Source organism: Bradyrhizobium sp. 604_D8_N2_3 (genome assembly GCF_051810765.1).
Lineage (GTDB): Bacteria > Pseudomonadota > Alphaproteobacteria > Rhizobiales > Xanthobacteraceae > Bradyrhizobium > Bradyrhizobium barranii.
In genome coordinates, this window is record NZ_JBPWPM010000001.1 from 6,603,856 (window position 1) to 6,625,531 (window position 21,676).

The 21,676-nt window shown below is 63.9% G+C and carries 21 protein-coding genes and 1 pseudogene; 8 read left to right on the forward strand and 14 right to left on the reverse strand.

The features are described 5' to 3' along the window. Positions 1 to 214 precede the first annotated feature (214 nt). Positions 215 to 610 (reverse strand): hypothetical protein, encoded by a 396-nt coding sequence (locus AB7245_RS31695; protein ID WP_354123865.1) that lies wholly within the window; start codon positions 608 to 610, stop codon positions 215 to 217. Positions 611 to 899: 289 nt separating this feature from the next. Between AB7245_RS31695 and AB7245_RS31700 the strand changes: the two genes are divergently transcribed. Then, the gene (locus AB7245_RS31700; RefSeq protein WP_354123863.1) at positions 900 to 1,157 is read left to right on the forward strand and encodes a DUF2798 domain-containing protein; all 258 of its coding nucleotides are present in this window, start codon (positions 900 to 902) and stop codon (positions 1,155 to 1,157) included. A 445-nt stretch (positions 1,158 to 1,602) separates the two neighbouring features. Here the strand turns inward: AB7245_RS31700 and AB7245_RS31705 are convergent, their stop codons facing one another. The 4 genes and pseudogenes from AB7245_RS31705 to AB7245_RS31720 all read right to left on the reverse strand — a co-directional run bounded on the left by AB7245_RS31705 (position 1,603) and on the right by AB7245_RS31720 (position 5,859). Next, positions 1,603 to 2,457 carry a hypothetical protein gene (locus AB7245_RS31705; RefSeq protein ID WP_439035376.1) on the reverse strand — a complete coding sequence of 285 codons (855 nt, stop codon included), beginning with the start codon at positions 2,455 to 2,457 and terminating at the stop codon, positions 1,603 to 1,605. A gap of 180 nt (positions 2,458 to 2,637) precedes the next feature. Then, positions 2,638 to 4,425 carry a chloride channel protein gene (locus tag AB7245_RS31710; protein WP_439035377.1) on the reverse strand — a complete coding sequence of 596 codons (1,788 nt, stop codon included), beginning with the start codon at positions 4,423 to 4,425 and terminating at the stop codon, positions 2,638 to 2,640. A gap of 13 nt (positions 4,426 to 4,438) precedes the next feature. Then, positions 4,439 to 5,086, reverse strand: coding sequence for an L-fuculose-phosphate aldolase (locus AB7245_RS31715; RefSeq protein WP_439035378.1), 648 nt, complete (start codon positions 5,084 to 5,086; stop codon positions 4,439 to 4,441). A gap of 176 nt (positions 5,087 to 5,262) precedes the next feature. After that, a pseudogene (locus AB7245_RS31720) lies at positions 5,263 to 5,859 on the reverse strand (MarC family protein). A 143-nt stretch (positions 5,860 to 6,002) separates the two neighbouring features. Here AB7245_RS31720 and AB7245_RS31725 point away from each other — a divergent pair. The 4 genes from AB7245_RS31725 to AB7245_RS31740 all read left to right on the forward strand — a co-directional run bounded on the left by AB7245_RS31725 (position 6,003) and on the right by AB7245_RS31740 (position 9,706). Beyond that, a complete protein-coding gene (locus AB7245_RS31725; RefSeq protein ID WP_439035379.1) occupies positions 6,003 to 6,572 on the forward strand; it encodes a YciE/YciF ferroxidase family protein in 570 nt (189 codons plus the stop codon). 187 nt (positions 6,573 to 6,759) lie between these two features. After that, entirely contained in the window at positions 6,760 to 7,143 is a 384-nt protein-coding gene (locus AB7245_RS31730) for an Hsp20/alpha crystallin family protein (RefSeq protein ID WP_014493661.1), read from the forward strand. Between the two features lie 8 nt (positions 7,144 to 7,151). Beyond that, positions 7,152 to 9,545 (forward strand): endopeptidase La, encoded by a 2,394-nt coding sequence (lon, locus tag AB7245_RS31735; protein ID WP_439035380.1) that lies wholly within the window; start codon positions 7,152 to 7,154, stop codon positions 9,543 to 9,545. Beyond that, complete coding sequence (locus AB7245_RS31740; RefSeq protein WP_439035791.1) at positions 9,542 to 9,706, forward strand: hypothetical protein; 165 nt, start codon at positions 9,542 to 9,544, stop codon at positions 9,704 to 9,706. The genes lon and AB7245_RS31740 overlap by 4 nt, the downstream gene beginning before the upstream one ends. 72 nt (positions 9,707 to 9,778) lie before the next feature. On the opposite strand, the gene AB7245_RS31745 is transcribed toward AB7245_RS31740, so the two are convergent. The 6 genes from AB7245_RS31745 to AB7245_RS31770 all read right to left on the reverse strand — a co-directional run bounded on the left by AB7245_RS31745 (position 9,779) and on the right by AB7245_RS31770 (position 14,449). Further along, on the reverse strand, positions 9,779 to 10,081 hold the full coding sequence (locus AB7245_RS31745) for an HU family DNA-binding protein (protein ID WP_014493658.1): 303 nt from the start codon (positions 10,079 to 10,081) through the stop codon (positions 9,779 to 9,781). A gap of 281 nt (positions 10,082 to 10,362) precedes the next feature. After that, entirely contained in the window at positions 10,363 to 11,595 is a 1,233-nt protein-coding gene (locus AB7245_RS31750) for an acetyl-CoA C-acetyltransferase (RefSeq protein ID WP_259256597.1), read from the reverse strand. A 278-nt stretch (positions 11,596 to 11,873) separates the two neighbouring features. Beyond that, positions 11,874 to 13,337, reverse strand: a complete 1,464-nt coding sequence (locus AB7245_RS31755; RefSeq protein ID WP_439035381.1) for a GH1 family beta-glucosidase — start codon at positions 13,335 to 13,337, stop codon at positions 11,874 to 11,876. 113 nt (positions 13,338 to 13,450) lie between these two features. Continuing rightward, positions 13,451 to 13,663 carry a hypothetical protein gene (locus AB7245_RS31760; protein ID WP_439035382.1) on the reverse strand — a complete coding sequence of 71 codons (213 nt, stop codon included), beginning with the start codon at positions 13,661 to 13,663 and terminating at the stop codon, positions 13,451 to 13,453. A gap of 149 nt (positions 13,664 to 13,812) precedes the next feature. Next, positions 13,813 to 14,220, reverse strand: a complete 408-nt coding sequence (locus AB7245_RS31765) for a hypothetical protein (RefSeq protein ID WP_439035383.1) — start codon at positions 14,218 to 14,220, stop codon at positions 13,813 to 13,815. A gap of 61 nt (positions 14,221 to 14,281) precedes the next feature. Then, on the reverse strand, positions 14,282 to 14,449 hold the full coding sequence (locus tag AB7245_RS31770; protein WP_439035384.1) for a hypothetical protein: 168 nt from the start codon (positions 14,447 to 14,449) through the stop codon (positions 14,282 to 14,284). A 124-nt stretch (positions 14,450 to 14,573) separates the two neighbouring features. Here AB7245_RS31770 and AB7245_RS31775 point away from each other — a divergent pair, with 124 nt between their 5' ends. After that, positions 14,574 to 15,140: a DinB family protein gene (locus tag AB7245_RS31775; protein ID WP_439035385.1), complete on the forward strand. Its 567-nt coding sequence runs from the start codon at positions 14,574 to 14,576 to the stop codon at positions 15,138 to 15,140. Between the two features lie 11 nt (positions 15,141 to 15,151). Here AB7245_RS31775 and AB7245_RS31780 read toward each other — a convergent pair whose 3' ends face one another. Then, positions 15,152 to 16,114 (reverse strand): LysR family transcriptional regulator, encoded by a 963-nt coding sequence (locus AB7245_RS31780; RefSeq protein ID WP_439035386.1) that lies wholly within the window; start codon positions 16,112 to 16,114, stop codon positions 15,152 to 15,154. Positions 16,115 to 16,193: 79 nt separating this feature from the next. Between AB7245_RS31780 and AB7245_RS31785 the strand changes: the two genes are divergently transcribed. Next, entirely contained in the window at positions 16,194 to 16,781 is a 588-nt protein-coding gene (locus AB7245_RS31785; protein WP_439035387.1) for a DUF4440 domain-containing protein, read from the forward strand. 51 nt (positions 16,782 to 16,832) lie between these two features. Here AB7245_RS31785 and AB7245_RS31790 read toward each other — a convergent pair whose 3' ends face one another. Both AB7245_RS31790 and AB7245_RS31795 read right to left on the reverse strand, forming a co-directional pair. Beyond that, positions 16,833 to 19,295 carry a TonB-dependent receptor domain-containing protein gene (locus AB7245_RS31790; RefSeq protein ID WP_439035771.1) on the reverse strand — a complete coding sequence of 821 codons (2,463 nt, stop codon included), beginning with the start codon at positions 19,293 to 19,295 and terminating at the stop codon, positions 16,833 to 16,835. Between the two features lie 153 nt (positions 19,296 to 19,448). Further along, positions 19,449 to 20,798: a histidine kinase gene (locus AB7245_RS31795; RefSeq protein ID WP_439035388.1), complete on the reverse strand. Its 1,350-nt coding sequence runs from the start codon at positions 20,796 to 20,798 to the stop codon at positions 19,449 to 19,451. Between the two features lie 191 nt (positions 20,799 to 20,989). Here AB7245_RS31795 and AB7245_RS31800 point away from each other — a divergent pair, with 191 nt between their 5' ends. Further along, on the forward strand, positions 20,990 to 21,610 hold the full coding sequence (locus AB7245_RS31800) for a response regulator transcription factor (RefSeq protein ID WP_354120400.1): 621 nt from the start codon (positions 20,990 to 20,992) through the stop codon (positions 21,608 to 21,610). Positions 21,611 to 21,676: the final 66 nt, after the last annotated feature.

Below are 21,676 nucleotides of genomic sequence, written 5' to 3' on the forward strand. Positions count from 1 at the left end.
ACACCATCCTACACCGAACTAACTTGTTCCGACAGCCCGAGCATGCCGTTCAATGTCGCTAGCTCGTCTCATAGCGCGCGGGTTGACAGCCCGCCGGGTGTTTTGCCCGTCGGGCAACACAGAGACGCGTAGCCCGGACGGAGCCAACGGGTCGGCGCGAAGCGCCGCAGGATGACACGCTCCGTGCAATCCGGGCTACGGCGAGAACAGGTGCCTAATAAGGCTGATAGTAGCCACGCGGACCGTAATAGGGACCGCCGCCATAATATCCCTGACCGCCATAGTAAGGACCCGGGCCGTCATAATAGCGATTCTCGTAGTACTCTTGGCGCCGGCTCTCTGCGATGGCACCTCCGATCAGACCTGCCGCCACGCCCATGAAGGCAAGCCCTGCCGCATTTGGACCCCGGCGATAGTAGCGGTGGCGGCGGGCGGCGCTGAAATCGGTCGCAACGGATCTGCTAGACGTCGCAGAGTTCGCGCTGACGGTCGGCGAACCGGCCGGCGCCGCAGACGAGGGCGAGACGGAAGCTGTCGCCAGAGCCAGACTCGCAAACGCAGCCAGTGCGGTGTTGCGGCCGAAGCTTGAATTTACGGGCCTATCGCTCATCTCAGCGTCCTTTGCTCTCGTTCAAAGTCAAAATATGAAACGATCCAGAACGTGCAAACCACTGAAAGTTTCATGATCGCGGCAATCTGCCACGCTTCGAACGATTGTAAACCGAACGACACGATCGAGCTTGCGACACTCAACCTGAGCGGATAATGAACAGCCGCGCCGTTTTTCGGTCGCCGTTAGCGTTTCACGTGAACCAACGCATCAACCGACGCCGTCGGGATCGATGCCATTTTCGCAGGTTCAACGTGACTGACGCGTCCTTTTCCTCAAGAGAAATCAGATGATTGCGGTTCGCAAACTGCCGGCACGCTATGCGCCGATCGTAATGCCATTCGTGCTGTCCATCCTCATGACGGCCGTGGTGTCGGTTATTTCGACGCTCCGGAGCCTCGGCGCAACGCCGGCGTTCCTCGCGACCTGGCCGGGCGCCTGGGCGCTGTCATGGCTCGTCGCCTTTCCGACGCTGCTGATGGTGCTGCCACTGGTCCGACGGATCGTGGCGTGCGTCGTTGCTTCCCCAACTCAACCAGGCCGATAGCCGGCGCGGACGGCGGCGCACGACGCACGCCGTCCCGCTTCCATGATTGCTCGACACCTTGGATCGAGCTTCCACTCTGTCATCTCTACCCGTTGCCTTGTCGCGACGCCGTCGGCTGCTGCCCTACATCGCGTCGCGAACCCTGTCGGAATGCTCCTATCAAGTCGCCCACCTCGGCGATTGGCTGGCAGATCTATGCACTAACCGGCAGCGCCTACTCTCTCGGCCTCGCAGGGTTCGATCATCGCGCTGATGGCGATGGGCGCCATACGATCAGCGGCATAGTCCGCGTCGCGCTGGTGCGGCTCGGCGAATTCGAAAGCAGCATGACGGCCGCCTTACTCGGCGCGATGCCGGTGGTAGTTCTCGACGGCGTCGGCACCACCGATGCGGGGTGATCGTTGTCGTGAATGCGGCCGCGACTACGGGCCCATATCGATCGCGACTATTGTCGCGCTGATTGCAGCTGGACCGGAGCCGGCCGTCGCACCGCGGCATGCGGTGACGACGTTGCTGGCGCCGGCTTGCGCGTCTGGGCCGCAGCCGGACGTGGCGCAGGCACGGGTGCTGTGCTCGTCTTCCGCCCCGCGTTCGACCGGTCGGTCGTTTTGATCTCGGGCATCTTGTTATCCGGCGTCTTGTTTTCAGACGCCTTGTCTCCGGGCATCTTGGCGACGAGCCGCGCCATTTGTTCCTGGCCTGCCTTCAACTCATCGGCAAGCCTGAGATTGTCGACCGACATTTGCTCCTGGTTCGCTTTCAATTGCGCCTGGCTCGCCTTGAGCTGATCGATGCCTTGCTGCACGTTTACGAGATCGCTCGCCAGCTTCTGCAGCAATTCGGTCAACTCCGGCGGGAGCGTGCTGCCGGTTGGCGCGACTACCTCTGGTATGGTTTCGGCGGCGGCTGCCGGTTGCGGCGATGCCTCGGCCAATTGAGCAGCCGGGCTCGTCTCAGCTTCGCGCGCCGGCTCTGCTTGCAACTGCGACGACGTCGCAGCGTGCAGCGGCGCCCAACCGGCGATTATCTGCCTGACCGTATCACCGTGGGATGATTGCGAGACCAAGGCAGCGATGCCAATCCCCGCAGCCAGCCCCAGACCGACGAAGCCGCGCAGCGCCGTCCCGCCACGCCGCGGGCGACTGCGCACGGCATCGCGCTCCAGCCGGGCAAGCTGCTCGCTGGCGCGCGCGATCTCTTCATCCACGCTCTTGATTTTCTCGAAGGTATGCGTGAGCTCTTCGTCCATGCGCGCGGACGGCGCATAACGCGGCTCGATCGGTGTCGTCACGGAGTTCATTGGCGCTCCCCTTCCCGGCCCAATGTCGCCCGAAGGCGTCCGTCGCATTTGCTTGCCCTGATCATCGCTGACGCGCTTTGTCCAAAGCAAGACGCCCTCAAGGAAATTCGGAGGCCGGACGACCCCGGGTGCCATGGTCCCCTCCCCCAATACCTCTCTCGACCCCGAGGCCGCAGACCCTTACGACAGCGCCCCGAGCACGCCGCGCGTGGCCTTGTCGATCTCCTCGACATAGCGGCGGCGGGCAAACGTCTCGGTGAGGAAGCCGACCACCTTGCGGCTATCGGTGGAATCGACCACCGCCAGCATCTCGGCTTCCGCCTCGTCGAACACGGCCATCGCCGACTTCACGTTCATTTCCGGGATCAGCACGATCTCCGTCAGGCGGGCGAGCTCGATCACCTGGATGTCGTCGGCGATGGTGTCGAGGTCGCTGGAGAACAGGTCGGGCAGCAGGACGAGGCCGACATATTCGTCCGCATTGTTGACGATGACGATGCCGGGCCGCGATCCCAGCGCGAATTCGCCGCGCACGGCGGCGATCGTCGTGGTCGACGGCACCTTGCCGACGTCGGAGCGCATCAGCCGCTCGACCGTCAGGTTGCGCAGCCAGCCCACATCATTGGCGCTGCGGATGGTCTCGCCGCGCAGATGCAGGCGCCAGGTCGAGAAGGAATGGCCGAACATGAAGCGGACACAGATCGAGGTGACGATGCAGCCGGCTAGCACCACGGCGGTGACGTCAACATTGCGGGTCATCTCGAGCACGAGGAACGACATGGTCAGGGGACCGCCGACGATGGCGACGCCGAGCGTCGCCATACCCGTCAGCATCGCCACCAGCGGATCGATCACGAATTCCGGGCTGATGAGCAAAAGAACCGCAGCGAAGAACTTTCCGATCAGGCTGCCGACGAACAGCGAGGCGAAGAACAGTCCGCCGCGGAAGCCCGAGGCGAGCGAGATCAGGCAGGCCGTCACCTTTAGGGCGATGATGATCGCGATCAGGCCGATCGTCATGTCGTGAAAGAGATCGAGCACCATGGCACCGTGGCCGGCCGCTAGCACCTGCGGCGTGACGATGGCAAAGCTGCCGACGATAAGGCCGCCGATCACCGGGCGCAGCCAGACCGGCAGCCAGATAAACAGGCGCTCGAACATCGAAGACGACCGCATCACCGCGATGCCGACGCCGCTGGTAATGAGCGCAAGCCCGATCAATGCCAGATATTGCTCGACGCCGACCGCGCTGACCTTCGGTATTTCGATAGAGTACGGCGCGCCGCCGAGCCATTGCGCGGTCAGCGCGCCGGCAAGCGAGGCGGCCAGGATCGGCGCGGCGCTGCCGACCGAATAGACGCCGACGATCAGTTCGCAGGCGTAGAAGGCGCCGGTAATCGGCGCGCCGAAGGCTGCCGCGATCGCCGCGGCGGCGCCACAGCCGACGATCAAACGCAAATCGGTGCGGCGAAGATTGAAGAACTTGCCCAACAGTGAGGCGATGCCCGAGCCGATCTGGGTGTAGCCGGCCTCGAGGCCGACCGAGGCGCCGCAGCCGTTCGAGATCAGCGTCTGGCTCGACACCACCATGCTGTCGCGCATCGACAGATTGCCGCCGCGTAGCGCGTTCGCCTCGATCGGGTCGACCGCGTTGGAGATCTTCAGCCGCCGCCGCCACCATTCCATGATACCGAGCGCCAGTCCGCCGAGCGCGGGCGCAATCAGGGCCGCCCAGGGGCTGACCCGGGCGTGGGCGGATAGGCGAACGTCGACGGGAATGCCGTAGATCACCATATGGGCAATCTGCGCGATCTCGGCCATCAGCGTCACGATGGCGCCGGTAAGCGTGCCGATCACGAGCGCCAGCGGGATCAGGTAGAACTCGTTGCTGCGCAAGAGCGCGCGCAGGCGAACCATGACGCGGTTCGATCCCTTGCGATCGGCGATGTGTCTGATCCGCGCGAACACCTTTTTGCCCGCCCTACTCTTCCGACATGCCGTAACCGGCCATGCGCTGGCGGACCCGTTCGATCTCGGCACTCGACAGCAGCGGCGGTTTTCCGATCTGGAGGCAGCCGTGATACTGCCGCGCCAGCGTCTCGACCTCGACGGCGAGCCACATCGCCTTGTCCAGCGTCTTGCCGACCGCAATCATGCCGTGATGGTCGAGCAGGCAGGCGAGCCGGCCCTCCAGCGCCCGCAGCGCATGCTCGGACAGGTCCGCCGTTCCGAAGGTGGCATAGGGTGCGCAACGGATACTGTCACCGCCGGCGGCTGCGATCATGTAGTGCACGGGCGGAATCTCCATGCCCATGATCGCCAGGATGGTGCAATAGGTCGGATGAGCGTGGACGACGGCGTTGACGTCGCGCCGCGATTTCAGGATGTCGCTGTGGAAGCGCCATTCACTGGAGGGCTTCTGACCGGGGGCATGGGAGCCGTCCATCGCCATGAACACGATCTGGTCGGGCGTCATGGCGTCATACGGCACGCTGGTCGGCGTGACCAGAAGCCCATCCACATGCCGGACACTGATATTACCCGAGGTGCCCTGGTTGATGCCGAGCGCGTTCATGCGGCGGCACGCGTCGATGATGGCCTGTCTCTTTGCGAGCTCGTCCGCTGTCATCGATATCTCGGTTTCTTCTCGGCTTCTTGACGATGGACCTTTGTTAGACCGGGAGTACGTCAAAGCTATATGGCAGTGCAAGAGAAAGCGGCCGGGATTGGCTGCTGCCTTGCCGGCTGTACCGTTACATCAAGAAACCAATTGCAAAATCAGTATATTAGTAGATTGTCGCAGGTTTACGAAAAGCTCGCCCGGACGGCCGCGATCCCGTTGATCACGAACTGCACCGAATAGGCTGCGAGCAGCATGCCGAGCACGCGTGAGAGCACGGCATTTCCGGTGCGCCCGAGGGTGCGCACGATCAGGCTCGCGGAGACGAAGCACAGCATGCAGAGCAGGCAGACGGAGACGACGACCGCGATGATGATCGCGAGCTTGGCCCCATAGCCGGCATCGCCGTCAGCAGCAGAGTAGTCGCGATCGCGCCGGGACCGGCCATCATCGGGATGGCCAGCGGAAACACCGCGACGTCGGAGGCATGCTCCGAGGTCGCCTTGTCGGCCTCGCGCGCCTCGCGATGCGGACGGTCGCCGAAGATCATCTGGTAGGAAACCCCGAACAGCAGCAGTCCGCCGGCGATCTGGAAGGCGGGGATGCCGATCCCGAGCTGGCGGAGCAGGGATCGAGGCCGCGATCAGCGGCGCGCGTAGCGCGATCGTGCGCTTGACCTTGTCAGGCATCCCCCCGGTCGCGGCCAGGAAGGCCGGCGCAAGGCCGACGGGATCGACCACCAGCAGCAGCGTCACGAAGGCGGACAGCGCGAAGTCGAGCATGCGGGACGGTCTCACGCCAAGTGGAGCAGCGATCCATAACGGCTCGACGCGACCTTCGCGAGGAACATTTGCCCTCCTAGAGTCTTGGTCGCGCGAGGATTGAGGACGGGATCGACTTCCCGTGCCCCTCAAGAGGAGGATCTATGGCTAAACAAGCAAAGAAACGTGCGAACGCGAAAAAGACCGCGGCGCGCCGCCCGCGTCAGGCGCCGAAGATGCTGAGCGACCTGTTTCACGAGACGCTGAAGGACATCTATTACGCCGAGAACAAGATCATCAAGACGCTGCCCAAGATGGCCAAGGCCGCGCATTCCAAGGAGCTTGCCGCCGCCTTCAACAAGCATCTGCGCGAGACGCAGGGCCAAGTCAAACGGCTCGACCAGATCTTCAAGATGCTGGGCAAGCCGGCCCGCGGCAAGCCTTGCGAAGCGATCAACGGCATCACCGACGAGGGCGCCGAGATCATGAAGGATTTCAAGAACGCCCCTGCCCTCGACGCCGGCCTGCTCGCAGCCGCTCAGGCCGTCGAGCACTACGAGATCTCCCGCTACGGCACGCTGCGCACCTGGGCCGAGGAGCTCGGCATGCCGGACGCGGCAAGGCTGCTCCAGGCGACGCTGGACGAGGAAGAGGCGACCGATCACACGCTGACCGAGCTCGCGACCTCGGTCATCAACCTCGAAGCGGAAGAGGAGTACCGCGCCGCGGCCTGATCGGCGCGACGCGCCCAACTGTTGCCTTCGATGCCGCGGAATATCCCCGCGGCGTCGAAGCGTGCCACTGCAAGGGCCTTTTCCGGTTGGAGAGGCCAGGCATGCTCCAAACGCGCGATGCTGGAATTTTGGGGAACCGCCCCCATATGCTCCTTTTCCAACCGCAGCGCCTTCCCCGAGTTTTGCCATGCAACCCAAAAATCCCCTCGACTGGATGCTGTCCGAAGCCTTGGACTCGCTGACCCGCGCCGAACGGCTGCGCCAGCAGTTCGGCCGCCAGGAAGCCTGCTGGGAGCCGCCGATCGACGTGCTCGAGACCGAGCATGAGCTTTTGATCCTGGTCGCGCTTCCCGGCGTCAATCCCGACAATGTCGAGACGGTGATCCTCGACGGCGTGCTCGTCATCTCCGGCCAGCGCACGCTGCCGCCGGAGCTTCGCAACGCCCGCATCCACCGGCTCGAGCTGCCGCAGGGCCGCTTCGAGCGGCGCATCGCGCTTCCCGTTGGCCGCTACGCCATCAGCCGCTTCGTGATGGACGGCTGCGTCGCGCTGCGCCTCGCTAAATCCTGAGGTCGATCATGGCCACCGAACAGATGAATACCGCACAAACCAATTCCCAGAATAATCCCGACGTGAAGATTCCCGAAGACGCGCTGATCGTCGTCCCGGTGCGCGAGATGGTGCTGTTTCCCGGCGCCATCGCGCCGATCGCGATTGGCCGGGCGAAGTCCATCGCCGCCGCGCAGCAGGCGCTGCGCGAGCAGCGGCCGGTCGGCATCGTCCTGCAGCGCAGCCCCGAGATCGAGGAGCCCGGGCCGGACGATCTCTACCGGGTCGCGACCATCGCCAACATCGTGCGCTACATTACCGCGCCCGACGGCACCCACCACATCGTCTGCCAGGGCGTGCAGCGCGCGCGCATCCTCGACTTCCTGCCGGGGACGCCGTTCCTAGCTGCGCGCTTCCAGCAGATCCCTGAGCCGACCACGAGCTCGCCTGAGATCGAGGCGCATGCGCTGAACTTGCAGCGCCAGGCCATCGAGGCGATCGAGCTGCTGCCGCAGGCGCCGCCCGAGCTGGTCGCGTTGTTCCAGAGCACCACCGCGCCCGGCGCGCTGGCGGACCTGGCGACCTCGTTCATGGACATCAAGCCGCAGGACAAGCAGGAGGTGCTGGAGACCATCGACCTCGCCTTGCGCGTCGAGAAGGTGTCGAAGCATCTGGCCGAGCGGCTGGAGGTGCTGCGCATCTCCAACGAGATCGGCCAGAAGACCAAGGCCTCCTTCGACGAGCGGCAGCGCGAGGCGATCCTGCGCGAGCAGATGGCGACCATCCAGCGCCAGCTCGGCGAAGGCGACGGCAAGGCGGCCGAGGTCGCCGAGCTGACGGCTGCCATCGCCAAGGCCAACATGCCGCCGGAAGCGGAAGCGCACGCCAAGAAGGAGCTGCGCCGCTACGAGCGCATGCCCGAGGCTGCCGGTGAGTCCGGCATGGTCCGCACCTATCTGGACTGGCTGATCGAGCTGCCCTGGGCGCTGCCCGCGGAGAAGCCGATCGACATCACGGAAGCGCGTCGCATCCTCGATGCTGATCACTTTGGCCTGGAGAAGATCAAGGGCCGGATCATCGAATATCTGGCGGTGCGCAAGCTCGCTCCGCATGGCAAGGCGCCGATCCTGTGCTTCGTCGGCCCGCCCGGCGTCGGCAAGACCTCGCTCGGCCAATCCATCGCACGCGCGATGGATCGCCCCTTCGTGCGTGTCAGCCTCGGCGGCGTGCATGACGAGGCCGAGATCCGCGGTCACCGGCGCACCTATATCGGCGCACTGCCCGGCAACATCATCCAGGGCATCAAGAAGGCCGGCACGCGGAACTGCGTCATGATGCTGGACGAGATCGACAAGATGGGCCGTGGCGTGCAGGGCGATCCCTCGGCCGCCATGCTGGAGGTGCTCGACCCCGAGCAGAACGGGACGTTCCGGGACAACTATCTGGCCGTGCCGTTCGACCTGTCGCGCGTGGTGTTCATCGCGACCGCCAACATGCTGGACCAGATTCCGGGTCCGCTGCTGGATCGCATGGAGCTGATCAGCCTCGCCGGTTACACCGAGGAGGAGAAGCTGGAGATCGCGCGCCGCTATCTGGTGCGGCGTCAGCTCGAGGCCAACGGTCTGACGGCCGAGCAGGCCGAGATCGAGCCGGAGGCGTTGAAGCTGGTCGTCAAGGGCTACACCCGCGAGGCCGGCGTGCGCAATCTCGAGCGCGAGATCGGCAAGGTGTTCCGCCATGCCGCGGTGCAAATCGCCGAGGGCACGGCTGCCAAAGTCGTGGTGAGCCCGAAGGACATCGCCACCGTGCTCGGCCAGCCGCGCTTCGAGGGCGAGATTGCGCAGCGGACCAGCATTCCGGGCGTCGCCACCGGGCTCGCCTGGACGCCGGTCGGCGGTGACATCCTGTTCATCGAGGCCTCGCGCGTGCCCGGCCGGGGCGGCATGATCCTGACCGGCCAGCTCGGCGACGTCATGCGCGAGAGCGTGCAGGCTGCGATGACGCTGGTGAAGAGCAAGGCCACGCAGCTCGGCATCGATCCGTCGGTGTTCGAGAAGAGCGACATCCACGTTCACGTGCCGGCGGGCGCAACCCCGAAGGACGGACCGAGCGCGGGCGTTGCGATGTTCACGGCGTTGACGTCCCTGCTCACCAATCGCACGGTGCGCAGCGACACCGCGATGACCGGCGAGATCTCGCTGCGCGGCCTGGTGCTGCCGGTCGGCGGCATCAAGGAAAAGGTGGTGGCTGCGGCCGCCGCCGGATTGAAGCGGGTGATGCTGCCGGCGCGCAACAAGCGGGACTACGACGACATCCCGAAGAGCGCGCGGGACAACCTCGAATTCATCTGGCTGGAGCGCGTCGACGAGGCCATCGCCGCAGCGCTCGAGCCGGCTGATGCCAAGGTCGAAGCGGCGGAGTGAAGGCGATGAAGAAACTGCTGGAAAAAGCGAGGCGATCGCGAAAGACGCAGCGGCTGCGTCGGCTGCTCGACCGTGCGATCGACCGGATTCGCGATGCGCTGGCGGCACCCGGGCCGCGGCTTCAGCCCGTTCCGGTCCGGGTGAAGCGCCGCAAGGGTTGAGCCCTCCGTCTCAAGCCCTCGCGGCAGCCCCAAACAAAAGGCCCCCTCCTAGCTGAGGGGGCCTTTGCGTTGTTAGCCCACCGCGTCCTTGGCGGCCTTGACCGGGCGGGCGCGGACGATCTTCCGGGCCGGCTTGGCCTTGAACATCATCTCCTCACCCGTGAACGGGTTGGTACCCTTGCGCGCCTTGGTCGCGGGCTTCTTGATGACCACGAACTTGGCGAAGCCCGGCACCAGGAACAGGCCGTTCTTCTTGAGCTCCTTGTGGCCGACGTCGGTCAGCGTCTCCATGACGCTCTTGACGTCGCGCTTGGAAAGCTCGGTGGCGGTCGCAATCTTTTCGATCAGCTGCGATTTGGACATTTGGGTTGGCATCGTGTCTCCTCTGATTCGTTGCCGGTTGCATATTAGACCAACCGTTGAAGGCCCAGAGCCTTCTGCACAGTTTTGTCGCGATTTTACGGGCTTTTTTGGCCCTCTGAGGCAAAAAACCCTGCTTTTCAGCGGCTTCCAGAGCGGAAGGAGCCTCCGGCAGCGGTTTTTGCCTTGTTTCAAAGGCCCGCACGCCGCCTTGCTAAAGCTGATTCGCTGCTTTCGACAAGCGACGACCGGCCTCTTTGTGAAAGGCCGGTCGCGATTCACCCTGAAAAATAAGGCTAGACGCGCTCGATGATGACCGCGGGAGCCATGCCGCCGGCCGCGCACATGGTGACGAGACCGCGCTTCAGGTCGCGCCGTTCGAGCTCGTCGAGCACGGTGCCGATCAGGATCGAGCCGGTGGCGCCGATGGGATGGCCGAGTGCGATCGAGCCGCCATTGACGTTGACCTTGGCGCGGTCGAGCTTGAGGTCGCGGATGTACTTTTCCGCCACCACCGCAAAGGCCTCGTTGATCTCGAACAGGTCGATGTCGTCGATGGAGAGCCCCGCCTTCGCCAGCACCTTGCGCGTGGCCGGCACCGGCGCGTTCAGCATCAGGGTCGGCGAGTCCCCCATGTTGGCCATCGCGACGACGCGAGCGCGCGGCTTCAGGCCGTGCGCGCTGGCATAAGCGGGCGATGCGAGCAGGATCGCGGCGGCACCGTCGACGACGCCGGACGAATTGCCGGCGTGATGCATGAAGTCGATGTTGAGGTCCGGATATTTCTGCAGGATGAGGCCGCGATAGGTCGTCCCCTTGTCGTCGAGCGCATAATCGGCGATCGCGGGGAATGCGGGCTTCAATGCGCTCAGCCCTTCCATCGTGGTCTGCGGCCGCGGATACTCCTCATGGTCGAGCGCGAGGCTGCCGTCCTCGCGGCGAACAGGCACGAGGCTCTTCTTGAAGTGGCCGCCGGCAATCGCTTGCGCGGCGCGCTTCTGGCTTTCGAGACCCAGCGCGTCGACGTCGCTTCGCGTGATGCCTTCCAGCGTCGCGATCGCGTCGGCGCAGACGCCCTGATGCGACTGCGGATGCCGCGCACGCAGGCGCAGATTGCCGGAGTCCATCATCATCGGACCGCCGCCGCGGCGTCCTTCCATCGACATCATCTCGCAGCCGCCGGCGATGACGAGGTCTTCGGTGCCCGACATGATCGAGGCCGCCGCCATGTTGACGCTGGTGATGCCGCTTCCGCAGAAGCGGTCAAGCGTCACCGCGCTGGCGCGCACGTCGTAGCCGGCATCGAGCGCCGACATGCGGCCGAGGTCGCCGCTTTGGGTCGCGACCTGCGCGCTGCAGCCCCAGACGATGTCGTCGACATCGGCGGTGTCGATGCCGGTGCGGTCGGCGAGCGCGCGCAGCACGGTCGCGCCGAGCTGCTGCGGATGAATGCCCGAGAGTGCTCCCTTGCCGGCCTTGCCGACGCCCCGCGGGGTCCGGCAGGCATCGATGATCAGCGCGTCAGCCATTGGCGTTGTCCTCTTGTTTATGGGTGTTGATGTCGTTTCTGAATAAGGGGAAGAGTGGAGTCAACGTGCGGTGCCGCGCGGCCTCCTTGCAAAAAACTGAAAAACAACCCCATGCACAGTAGAAACGCGGGTTCCGCATGGGGCGCGGTGATACCGGTAAAGCGATTGGCCTGTCAGGTTAAACGGCCGTGGCCGCGCGATCTTGCGTCACCTCGCCCCGCCTGCGGGAAGAGGTCGGATTTTACGCGCGGCGGAAAATCCGGGAGAGGGAGAGAAAGCTATGCCCCCGCCGCGTTCTTCGCGATCACGTTGCGGTAGAAGGTCGCGCTGAGCTTTGGCGTGCGCACCTGCGTGTCGAAATTGACGTGATAGAGCCCGAAACGCTTGTTGAGCCCGAACACCCATTCAAAGTTGTCCAGCAGGCTCCAGAGGAAGTAGCCGCGCACCGGCACGCCCTCGGCGGTGGCGCGCTGGAGCTGTGCGAGATAGTTGCGCAGGTACATGATGCGGTCGGTATCGTAGATCTTGCCGTCGGGCGTCACCACGTCGTCGCCGGAGGTGCCGTTCTCGCTGATGTAGATCGCGTCCGTCTTCCAGATCTTTGCGGCCAGCTTCGGCACCCAGTAGATCGTCTCCGGCGCGACGCGGAGCCAGTTCGAGTTCATGTGCGGGAACGATTTCGGGATTGGCAGCGGCATGAAGCCCGCGCCCTGGTCGGAAGGCACCACATAGTTCTGCGGCGCGTAGATGTTGAGGCCGAGGAAGTCGACCGTCGAGGAGATGATCTTCAGCTCGGCGTCGGTGTATTTCGGCGCATCGGCGCCCGCGTATTTCAGGAAGGCGTCGGTATACCGGCCGGTCATGATGAGGTTGAGATAACCGGCATTCATCTCGCGTAGCGCGATCTCGGCCGCACGGACATGCTCGGGCGTGTCGATTGCGGGAACGCAGACGTCGATATTCTCGGCCGGCCCGACCCTGGTGCCGCGGCGGCCGTGCGCCCGCACCGCCTGCACCGCGAGCCCGTGCGCGAGCGCGCTGTTATGCCTGACCTGGTTAACCTCTGCTTGCGGCAGCGTCACGCCGGGCGCGTCGATGCCGAGGCCGTAGCCGAACTGGACGAAACGTCCGCTCTCGTTCAGCGTGAACACGTTCTTGACGCGATCGGTCAGGCGTTCGGCCACATAGCCCGCATAGTCGCCAAAGATCTTGCAGGTCTCGGTCGAGCGCCAGCCGCCAAAGCGATCCTGGAGCGATTGCGGCAAGTCCCAGTGATAGAGCGTCAGCCACGGCTCGATGCCGTTCCTGAGGAGCTCGTCGACGAGACGATTGTAGAAGTCGAGCCCCTTCGGGTTCGGCTTGCCGTCGCCGTCCGGAAACACCCGCGGCCATGCCACCGAGAAGCGGTAGGCCTTGCAGCCGAGCTCCTTGATGAGCGCGATGTCCTCCTTGTAGCGGTGATAGTGCTCAACGGCGCGATCGCCGGTGGTGCCGTCCTCGATCTTGCCGGGGATGCGCACGAACTTGTCCCAGATCGAGGCCCCGCGCCCGTCGACGTCGACCGCACCCTCGACCTGATAGGACGAGGTCGCCGTGCCCCAGACAAAGCCCGCCGGAAAGCCGTCCATGCCTCGCGGCGCCGGTGCCGGCTTAACCTCGGCGGCCTCCAGCGGATTTGCGATTCCGGCTGCGGACAATCCCGCCAGCTTGGCAAACTGGCGACGCGAAACCTTGTCCGACATTGATACTGCCCCTTGAGACGATTGTTGCGGCGGCACAATGGCGTGTCGGAAGCTGCTTGAAAAGCGGGAGTTCCGGGACTTTCGGATGCAAAAATGCAGAAGAACGCCCGGATTTACCCCCTGCCCTGCTTTTTGCCCTTCACGCCCTGAGCCGCGTCGAAGCACGCCAACAGCGAATTGATCACGGCTCGCGAGCCTAGACCATCCACCACGAAGTCGCGGTCCTTGCCGTTGGGCGGTATGATCTTCAGCTTCGCGCTGCGAATGCAGGAGCGATGGTCCGAAACCATCGATAGAACGATCCGACGCTCCACCATCGATGGCAAGAACGCATACGTCCGTTCACAAACGCGGTCCCGAGTGATTGCGAGTCCTGCTGCGGCCGTCGCGCCAGCCTGGCAAGCTGGCAACGCGAAGCCTTGTCCGACATGATGCTGTATTGAACCGAGCACGCCGAGCGACCCGGCTCGCTCGATCAGCGCGAGCGCTTGGGCAATTTCGGAAGCTTTTCGGGATTGAACGCCGATGCCTGCTCGGTTCGCTCACGCGCGGGCGGCTGCTGTTCCGTGAGAATGAGCGTACCCTGGAGGATCATTCCCGGCATCTGCGCTGCCTTCGCCGTGTAGGTCGCGACCTTGCCGGGGCAGTTTCCCTCGATGTCCAGCGTGAGCTCGTCGTCGATGCCGAAGACCGTTGCACGTCCGTCGGTGTGACGCTTCGTCGACACGGTGGCGGTGAAGCGATCGCCGTCGACCTTGCAGGAGCCGTGATAGGTCATCAGGCTGTCGCAGCCCCAGATTTGTCCGTCTGCGACATGGACGATCCCGGTACCCTGGTCCAGTGGCGTCTTGTACCACGCCGCGTAGGTGCCGTCCTTCAGCATGGGAGCAGTCTCCCTTGACATTCCCTCGCGAATAATCCGCATGATCAGCGCTAAGAAACGGTTAATCGCGCGGCCCGTGCGAATCCGGTCTGTCCCTTCGCAACTCGGCTTCCAGATCCTCGATGATGCTGTGAAGCAGGCACGCGGCAAGCGGATCGGTGACTTCGCGCTCCAGAAGCCTGTAACGCGCGATCTGGAATTCCTGCTCTCTCAACTGGTGCTCTGTCATCGGACGGGCCCTCCGGCAAACCTACCCGGAAACAGCCAAGTCGTTTCGTTACAATTTTCAGATCATTTGCTATGGTTTCTGATCGGTAAAGGAACGCGGCGCCGAGCAGGTCGGTGTACGGGGTTTGCAATGTCGATCGTTCAAAGCTAGCGCCTTCGCCTACAACAATGCCTGGGCGAACCACCGGTTGCTCCGCGCGTGCGCCGAGCTGAGCCAGGGCGAATTTGAGGTCGAGCGGACGGGCTTCTTCCCGAGCCTGCAGCGGACGTTGAACCATATTTATGTCGTTGACCTCTTTTACGTCGATGCACTCGAGGGCGGATGGCTTGGGCCGAAGGCCTGGGAGGATCCGATCCCATTTCCAGCTCTTCCAGGGCTCTCGGAAGCTCAAGCATCGATGGACCGGCGCTTCATAGGCGTCTGCGATGCCCTGACGCCCGCCTCGTTGAACGAAGACGTGCGGATTAATCGAGGTCCTGATGTCCAGATAGAGCGACGCGACCGGCTGCTGATGCATCTCATTCAGCATCAAATTCACCACCGTGGGCAGGCGCATACGATGTTATCGGGAACCCGCATCAAGCCGCCGCAGCTCGACGAGTTCTTTTCGACTGCGGAAGCGCCGTTAAGGGCATCCGAGTTTGCCGATCTGGGCTGGACGGAGGAAACGGTTTGGGGGCCGGCCAACTGAGCGAGCGCGCGTTACCGATTGCGGTTCCGACCTGCTCCGACCGAGGCGAAGACAACTTCCATCAGCCATGCGACACCGGCGTCCTTCATCGCAGCCTTGGTCGCGATGGCGCAGATCGTATCCGGTTTACGGGCGAAAGGCAGCTCGACGAATATCAATCCGAAATGCCCGGCGTGCTGCTGCACCAGACGCCGCGGCAACGCTGCAATCAGTTCGGACCCTGCAAGCTGGACGAGCGCCATCATAAAGTTCGGGACAGTCAAGGCAATGCGGCGCCTGAGACCGCGCTTTGCCAACATCTCATCGACGAAGCCGCGCGGCTCACCGCTGAGAGACACCAGCAGATGCTGCGATTGCGAGAAAGCCGCGGGTGTCGGAGCTCTGGCGAAGGCGTGTCCCTTGCGCATGGCCAGCACGAATTCCTCGTCGTAGAGCCTGCGCGCCTCGAAACGCGGCGATACCGCCGGCAGCGGCAGCATCGCGACGTCCAGCTCTCGTCTTTCGAGCATCTCGAGGCACTCGTGCCAGGGTTCGCCGATCGCGCCGCCGCGGGGCGCGGGCATCACATGGATCAATCCGATGTCGATGTGGGGCGCCCTACTCGCGATCGAACCGAGTAGCTGCCCCGTTGTTGAGGCGAGAACAGCATCGGGTGCGCCGATCGTAAACCGGCGATGGCTTTTTGCAGGGTCGAATGGTCTAGCCGAGCCAACCAGTTGTTCGACGCGCGCGATGATTTCAGCGATAGGGTGGTCGAGCTCCAGGGCCCGCTCCGTTGGAACGACGCCCTTCGGCGTTCGCAGGAACAGCGGGTCGTTCAAAACAAGGCGCAGCCGGCCAAGCGCGTGGCTGACAGCGGACGGCGTCAGGTTCAGTCGCGCGGCCGCGCGCGCGACATGGCGTTCTTCCAGGACCACGCGGAAGACCACAAGGAGATTCAGTTCGATCCTGGATAGATCAATTTGGTTCAGCATGTTGCTGAAATCATATCGCTGGATTCATCGAGATCAAGGCCCCATGGAATGCGTAGATCGTGCAATCAGGAGCCTCGAAATGATCAGAAGGTCGAAAGGGGTGAGCAAAGGCCATGGCTCGCCGGACAACCAGGACTCGCCGCACAGGATGTCGAGGCGCTCGATGATGATGGCGGCGGCGGCAATTCCTGCTTCCGGTCAGCTTCCACGCAATGCAACCGCCGGGGACGACGCGCTAGCCAGCATCATCCAGCGCGCCGGGGAGAAGAATGCGGCCTTCATGCGTGGAGATATGGACCGCTGGTCCCAGCTTGTCCGCATTGCGCCGGATTTCACACTGATGCAACCTTTCGGAGGCCCTGCGAATTTCGGATTCGACAGCAGTCCAAAGCGGCTGGCCGACCTGGCGCAATATTTCAGGAACGGTGAGACCGAGCTGGAGGTCTTGCAGACCTATGCGTCGAACGGGCTCATCGCTCTCGTCATGATCGAACGCCAGAGCGCGGAGGTCGGCGGCTTGCCTGCCCAGGACTGGTCGCTGCGCGTCACGGAAATCTATCGCAAGGACAGCACGGATTGGCAGCTGGTGCACCGCCATGCAGACCCGCTGGTCCGGCGCATTTCCTTGCAGCAAGCCGCGATCCTCGCCCGAGGCTGGGCGGAGTAAAGATGATGATGTCTTTCGCCCTCCAGAGGCGGCCGGGCTTGCGTGTCGAACTCAGAACGTCATCCGCATGCCCGCATAGAACGCGCGCGGCCTTGCCGGGCTCAGCGATCGCGGGTCGTTGAATTCCGCACCGCCATTGGTGAAGTTGGGCAAGGCTTCCCTATCGAAGAAGGTGCCAAGGGTCGAGTAGCGGTTGTCGAAGATGTTGGCGACGCGACCGTAAATCTGCAGGTTCTTGGTGATCTGGTAGGAGGTGTGGAGATTAAACACCGCGTAGGACGGCAGCTTCGGAAACTGGTTGGACTCATCGCCGACGAAATACTGGCTCGAGACAAAGAGCGCGTCACCCCCGACCTTCCAGACATCGGTAACCGCATATTCGATGCTTGCCTTAATAAGGTGGCTAGGGAGGCGCGGAATGTGATTGCCCGGCAAGACCTGGATGTTGCCGGCGTCGGCGAACGGGCTCTCTGAGCCAAGCGTCAGCGCGTCGAGGAAGCGCGCGTCCAGGAACGCATAGCTCGCCTGGAACTGAAGCACATTCGACTTCAGGCTCACCTCGGCTTCGATACCCTGCCTGCGCGTCCGGCCGACGTTCTGGAAAAAGCCGAAGCCAGTCAGGCCGGGAATCGGGGTCGCGAGGATGTCGTCGTAGTTGGTAGCCCGGAAGGCGCCGATCTTCCAGCCGAGGGAGCCGATGTTCAATTCCTTGGTGCCGCGGAAGCCCGCTTCAAACGTCTTGGATACGACTTGCTGCAGTGGGGGGTCTGCGATCAGGAACTGCCCGATGATGCATGGCCTCGCCGGATCGGCGCAGCCGAGCTCGAGTGGCGTGGGCACCCGGTTGGCTTCGGAATAGCCCGCATAGGCAGTCACTTCAGAGGTGATCTTGTAGGTGCCGCCGATGATCGGATTGAACCGATCATAGGTATGATCGCCATTGAGTGCGGTGCCGAGCTGGTCCATCAGCGTGACACGGGCCGCATTGAATCGCCCGCCTGCCGTCACCGCAAAGCGATCGTCCACGTTGAACGTGTCGAGCGCGTAGAGCCCGTGATATTGGTTGACGGTGCGAAGCGACACGGGACCAACCGATGTCGGGTCACCGGAGGGACCCAGGAATATGCCGCTGCCCGTGACGACATAGTTCGTGCCTATGGTTCCTAATTCAGCGCTGCCGGTGAAGCGCGTGCTGCTGACATCATAGCTCGCGCCAACTACGAAGCGGTTCTCATGACCGAACAGCTGGTCGGTGTTGGTTGCCTGACCGGATACGCCAAATGTGGTCGATTTCGTGCTGGTGCGATCGATCTCGCTGAGGATGGCGTCTGGCGCAAAGGTATTGGCGAGCTGAACGCCATTCAGGCCAAAAGCCGGGACCGTATCATTGCCAAAGCACAGGAGCGTTGGATCGGCACATGCCTGGGCGTCGGTCGGATTTCCGTCCACGGTACTCTGTTTGAAGCTCCGCAGATGCGCCGTGCCCTCAAAGGTCCAGGTCGGCGTCGCCTCCACTTTGCCGGTCAGGTTGAGATAGCCGACCTTGTTGGAGATGGTTTGCGGCGTTGTGTAGGTCGCCCCCCAATATTGCTGGAGCAATTCGGCCGGAACGGTGCTGGGGCCTGCCAGGGAATTGTTGGCGACGCCGCCATTGAGGTGGAACTCGTTGCCTTCGAAACGATACCCGACATCGCCATAGAAGCGCCGGACATCCGATTGCGAGAAATTGCGGAAACCATTGTCGTGAATGCCTTCGAGCGCTCCGTAGACTGCCCAATTATTGTCGACCTTCTTGCCCCATTGTGCAGAGCCCTGGATGCGGCCGAATGAGCCGCCCATGATATCGATCTCGGCCCCTTGATAGTTGAAGCCGTTCTTCATCTGCAGATCGATGGCGCCGCCGAGCGCGTTAAGGCCGTATGCCGGATTGTTAGTCACGACCACTGCCGATCGGATCGCAGCCGTCGGGATCAGATCCCAATTAACAGTGTCGGAAAACGCCTCGTTGATGCGTACGCCGTTCTGGTAGACAGCGAGGCCCTGCGGCGTGCCGGCCAGAGGTGAAGCGACGAAGCCGCGAAACTGCACATCGGGCTGAAAGGGATTGCCGGTCACTTCATTGATGCTGAGACCAGGCACGTACTGCTGCAGGGCAACCGCGATATCCGGGGAGGCGGTACGCCTGATCTGGCTGGCATCAACCGCATTGATCGCGGACGGCACCTTGTCGACATCGAGACCTCGGCCGGTGCCCGGCGAGGTCGGGTAGACGTAAAGGCGCGTCCTGGGGCTGGCGGACGCCGGCGCCCCTATGCGCGCGACCGGCCGCGTCGGCGCACTACGCCTCACGGCCGACGGCGGAGGTGCCGTCACCTCGACGGGCGGCAGGTTCTGGACGTTGGTTTCCTCGTCCTGCGCGGCTGCGGCGGGGCTTGCAAGGACCAAGCCCGACACCAGCCCCGTCGACACCGAGGCCATCAACAAACGACGCTTGAACCAAAGAGGCTTGCCCATCCCTGCCTTCCAATCCGTGACCACCGGCTGTTTTGATTTTCGCCGTTTGGTTGAGATGAGTGTATTCGGCGGCAGTGAGTCCGCCAGCCACAAAAGGTCTGGCACTATCCGCACCCGTTTTCCCGACCAAATCGGGAATTTTTCCCGATGCAATCAGGACGCCGCCGTCGGAACCAGCGCCTCCACGGTCAAGCCGCCGTCGTTGGAGACGACGTTGAGCGTGCCGCCCAGCGCCAGAATGCGCTCGCGCATGCCGACGAGGCCGAAGCCGAGCTTCTGGCCCGGCTCCATGCCGCAGCCGTTGTCGCTGACCCGCACGCGCGCGTAGCCGCGGCCGCCGGCCTGCTCGACGGGCTCGATCACGACATTGACCGACGTCGCGCCGGCGTGGCGGAACACGTTGGTGAGCGCCTCCTGCACGATGCGGTAGATGGTGAGGTCGGCCGTCTCGCCGGTGACCCCGAGCGTGGCGGAGATCACGGTTTCGATCGCGACGTCGGGATGCGACTCCCGCCACAGCCGCGAGAGCGATTCCAGCGCCTGGCGCAGGCCGAGCTCGGCAAGGCCGACGGGCCGGAGCCGCTCCAGCACCCGGCGGGTGAACTGCTGGAGCTGGTTGATCTGTTCCAGCAAGGCGCTGCCGTGCTTCCGGACCGAGTCGGCATTCGGCGCGCGCCCGTCCGCGAGCTTCGCCAGCGCGCTCGCATGCGCGCGCAGCGAGAACAGATACGGCCCGAATTCGTCGTGCAGCTCGCGCGCGATCTCCTTGCGCTCGACGTCCTGGAGCGACACCGCGCGCTCGGCCAGGAGCCGCTTTTCCTCCACCGCCTCGCCGAGCGCCGCCGCGAGATGATTGAGCTTGCCGCAGATCGCGGCCAGCTCGGGCGCACCGCCCGGCGTGGCGCGCGCGTCATAATGCCCGCCCTCGATCGCGGTCATCGTCTGCGCCAATGACTGCAGCGGCGCGAGCGCGCGGCCGACCACCGTCATCATCACCAGAAACAGCGCGAGCGCGATCACCGAGCCGACCTCGAGCTGGGTCACGATGGCGTCCCAGATCTCGGCGATCTCGTCATCGGGATGCGCGGTGATCACCAGCGAGCCCGGCTTGCCATGGACCGAGACCGGCACGCTCACCGTGGTCTGCTCCGGATGAACCAGGCCGACGAACCAGGCCGGCGGTCCACGCGCGTCGTCGTCGGCAGGCCGGGGCGGCGTCAGCGGGTTACCGCCGGCGTCCTGAAGCGCGATGCTGACATGGCGCAGGCGGCTCAGATCGCGCGCGATCTGGTTCAGCCTGGCATCCGGGTCGGGCGCCTCGTTCAGATCCGCAACGATCATTTCGATGAATTCGCGCGCGAGCCGGATCACGCTCTGGTCCTCGGCCTGCACGCGCGGCCCGGCTTCCGCGACCTGGCGGCCGATATTGACAGCGAGCCCCAGCGCCAGCAGCAGCGCCAGCAGAAGGTTGATGCGCGCGCGCAACGATAGATTTTGCCACATTGGTGCCGCCCGTGCCTCGCGAAGGTTGGCCCGCGCCTGTCCGTTGACGTTGACAGAGGCGAAGCGCCCGATATCTAATCGAAAGCGTACAGCAATCCCGGCCGGGTTGCATGAGGCGACATGAGACGCGCAGCGTTCTTGTTCGGATCATGCGGCGGAAAAGCAGGCCGAGGCTGTCACGGGGAACGCCTATGCGCATTCTGATCGTCGACGATCATCCCATTGTCGCCTCCGGCTGCCGTGCCGTGCTGGCCGACGAGGGCGAGATCGAGATTTTGGAGGCCGCCGACGCCGAGGACGGCGAATGCGTCTTCATTGTCGAGCGCCCCGACCTCTGCATCATCGACATCAACCTGCCGACCGTCTCCGGCTTCGAGCTCGCGCGCCGCATCCTCGAACGTGCGCCCGAGGCCCGCATCATCATGTTCAGCATGAACGACGACCCTGCGTTCGCCGCGCGCGCGATCGAGTGCGGGGCCAAGGGCTACGTCTCCAAGACCGGCGACCCCGACGACCTCGTCGAGGCGATCCGCGCCGTCGGGGGCGGCAGCACCTATCTGCCCACCGCGATCGCGCGCAGCATCGCGTTTGCAGGACCGACGCTGGCGCAAAGCCCGCTGTCGAAGCTGAACGCACGCGAGATGGAAATCCTGCGGCTGCTCAGCGCCGGAAAGAGCCTGTCCGAGATCGCCTGGCTGGTGCAGTCGTCCTACAAGACTGTCGCCAACACCTCCTCGATCATGCGACAGAAGCTCGGCGTGAAGACCTCGGTCGAGCTGGTGCGGCTGGCGATCGACAGCGGCGTCGCCTGACAAACACCGCCACGAATTCGGTCACACAAGCGTTGCAATCTTGATGTGGTTAGATGCCACGGAGCA

Coding starts and splice junctions, on each gene's coding strand:
- AB7245_RS31695 (WP_354123865.1), bottom strand. CDS start 610: ATGAGCGATAGGCCCGTAAATTCAAGCTTCGGCCGCAACACCGCACTG.
- AB7245_RS31700 (WP_354123863.1), top strand. CDS start 900: ATGATTGCGGTTCGCAAACTGCCGGCACGCTATGCGCCGATCGTAATG.
- AB7245_RS31705 (WP_439035376.1), bottom strand. CDS start 2,457: ATGAACTCCGTGACGACACCGATCGAGCCGCGTTATGCGCCGTCCGCG.
- AB7245_RS31715 (WP_439035378.1), bottom strand. CDS start 5,086: ATGACAGCGGACGAGCTCGCAAAGAGACAGGCCATCATCGACGCGTGC.
- AB7245_RS31725 (WP_439035379.1), top strand. CDS start 6,003: ATGGCTAAACAAGCAAAGAAACGTGCGAACGCGAAAAAGACCGCGGCG.
- AB7245_RS31730 (WP_014493661.1), top strand. CDS start 6,760: ATGCAACCCAAAAATCCCCTCGACTGGATGCTGTCCGAAGCCTTGGAC.
- lon (WP_439035380.1), top strand. CDS start 7,152: ATGGCCACCGAACAGATGAATACCGCACAAACCAATTCCCAGAATAAT.
- AB7245_RS31745 (WP_014493658.1), bottom strand. CDS start 10,081: ATGCCAACCCAAATGTCCAAATCGCAGCTGATCGAAAAGATTGCGACC.
- AB7245_RS31750 (WP_259256597.1), bottom strand. CDS start 11,595: ATGGCTGACGCGCTGATCATCGATGCCTGCCGGACCCCGCGGGGCGTC.
- AB7245_RS31755 (WP_439035381.1), bottom strand. CDS start 13,337: ATGTCGGACAAGGTTTCGCGTCGCCAGTTTGCCAAGCTGGCGGGATTG.
- AB7245_RS31765 (WP_439035383.1), bottom strand. CDS start 14,220: ATGCTGAAGGACGGCACCTACGCGGCGTGGTACAAGACGCCACTGGAC.
- AB7245_RS31770 (WP_439035384.1), bottom strand. CDS start 14,449: ATGACAGAGCACCAGTTGAGAGAGCAGGAATTCCAGATCGCGCGTTAC.
- AB7245_RS31780 (WP_439035386.1), bottom strand. CDS start 16,114: ATGCTGAACCAAATTGATCTATCCAGGATCGAACTGAATCTCCTTGTG.
- AB7245_RS31785 (WP_439035387.1), top strand. CDS start 16,194: ATGATCAGAAGGTCGAAAGGGGTGAGCAAAGGCCATGGCTCGCCGGAC.
- AB7245_RS31790 (WP_439035771.1), bottom strand. CDS start 19,295: ATGGGCAAGCCTCTTTGGTTCAAGCGTCGTTTGTTGATGGCCTCGGTG.
- AB7245_RS31795 (WP_439035388.1), bottom strand. CDS start 20,798: ATGTGGCAAAATCTATCGTTGCGCGCGCGCATCAACCTTCTGCTGGCG.
- AB7245_RS31800 (WP_354120400.1), top strand. CDS start 20,990: ATGCGCATTCTGATCGTCGACGATCATCCCATTGTCGCCTCCGGCTGC.